This is a genomic window from Vibrio sp. 1457, assembly GCF_033340195.1.
GTDB lineage: Bacteria > Pseudomonadota > Gammaproteobacteria > Enterobacterales > Vibrionaceae > Vibrio > Vibrio alginolyticus.
The window spans coordinates 1-1,332 of the sequence record NZ_JAWOWA010000080.1 but is presented as its reverse complement, the minus strand read 5'-3'; the positions used below and the strand labels follow the sequence as shown (position 1 = coordinate 1,332).

3 protein-coding genes are annotated in these 1,332 nt (G+C 43.0%); 2 read left to right on the top strand and 1 reads right to left on the bottom strand.

Annotated elements, in window-relative coordinates; genetic code table 11:
* Window positions 1-66 precede the first annotated feature (66 nt).
* Window positions 67-276, top strand: a complete 210-nt coding sequence (locus R7Z41_RS23835) for a CsbD family protein (protein ID WP_001030593.1) — start codon at window positions 67-69, stop codon at window positions 274-276.
* 41 nt (window positions 277-317) lie between these two features.
* Here R7Z41_RS23835 and zur read toward each other — a convergent pair whose 3' ends face one another.
* Window positions 318-833, bottom strand: a complete 516-nt coding sequence (gene zur / locus R7Z41_RS23830; RefSeq protein ID WP_001295691.1) for a zinc uptake transcriptional repressor Zur — start codon at window positions 831-833, stop codon at window positions 318-320.
* Window positions 834-1,150: 317 nt separating this feature from the next.
* Between zur and R7Z41_RS23825 the strand changes: the two genes are divergently transcribed.
* Window positions 1,151-1,332: protein YjbL (locus tag R7Z41_RS23825; RefSeq protein ID WP_318141621.1), on the top strand; the 182-nt coding region annotated here is incomplete at its 3' end.

Genomic DNA, 1,332 nt, shown 5'->3' with positions numbered 1-1,332 from the left:
TTAATCTCACGTTCAGAAGAAAAGTGAACGTACTCTCATTCACAACCTAACGATGAGGTCTTGATTATGAATAAAGATGAAGCCGGCGGTAACTGGAAACAGTTTAAAGGTAAAGTGAAAGAGCAATGGGGCAAACTGACCGATGATGATATGACGATCATTGAAGGTAAACGTGATCAACTGGTCGGTAAAATCCAGGAACGTTATGGTTATCAGAAAGATCAGGCAGAAAAAGAGGTCGTGGATTGGGAAACCCGCAATGAATATCGCTGGTAATTAATCCCTCCTGCCCGACGTGTACAAGGATGTACGCCCTCTTAACGCGGTTTCTTTTTCACCTGCACAGAGTGATCATGCTGGCACTGTTCAGGATGACGACACGCTTCCACTTCTACACATGCCGCACAGAGCCCATGTGCTTCAATCACATTATGCCGCAGGGCAAACCCCATTTTTGCCGCCAGCGTATGCATAATGTCTTCCACGCCTTCTGCACACTCTTCTTTCACTGCGCCGCAGCGATCGCAAATAAACATGGCTGACGTATGGGTGGGCTGATCGAACAGATGACAGAGCACATAACTGTTGGTGGATTCCACCTTATGCACAAAACCTTGCTCAAGCAGAAAATCCAGCGCGCGATAAACCGTTGGCGGCTTGGCTTGCGGTTCAGCTTCGCGCAGTAAATCAAGCAGATCATAAGCGCTGATAGCGCCATCCTGCAGACTCATCAGGCGCAACACTTCCAGGCGCTGTGGGGTCAGGCGCACATTACGCTGCGCGCAGATTTTTTCAGCCTGCGCTAATAACTCCTGCGTTGTGGTCTTTTCCATCGGGCACCTCAAAGTGGGGGTTAAGAATGTCCTTACTTTACCATGTTCCAGGAAAAACACCGAGAACCCTTATTGTTGCCGTAATGTTGATTTTCTGTTTTGTAGGTAAGGTGTTATGTTGCCTTGTCGTACCATTATCAACACGATAATAATTAATAATTCATTTTTAAATAAATTGCTTCAAGTTAACTCGCTATTTATTTAACTGGGTTTAAACGCATACCTGTAGTTCAGAAATTATGAGCGATTTTTGATAGTGACCAGATGGCAAAAGAATTATAAGGAGGACACGGTACGACAAAAAAGGTAGATGAATCATGTTGAAGATAATACCCGGTGCAACTGGATACTTTAATAAAACACTCAATTCAAATCAATTCGATAATGAAGATGCAATCAAAGATAAATTAGATAATAGAGGTTCAATCAAAGGTAAATTAAATAATATATATGGTAAGTCTATTGATTATTCAGCGCTGCGTCATCGGGATATAATTAT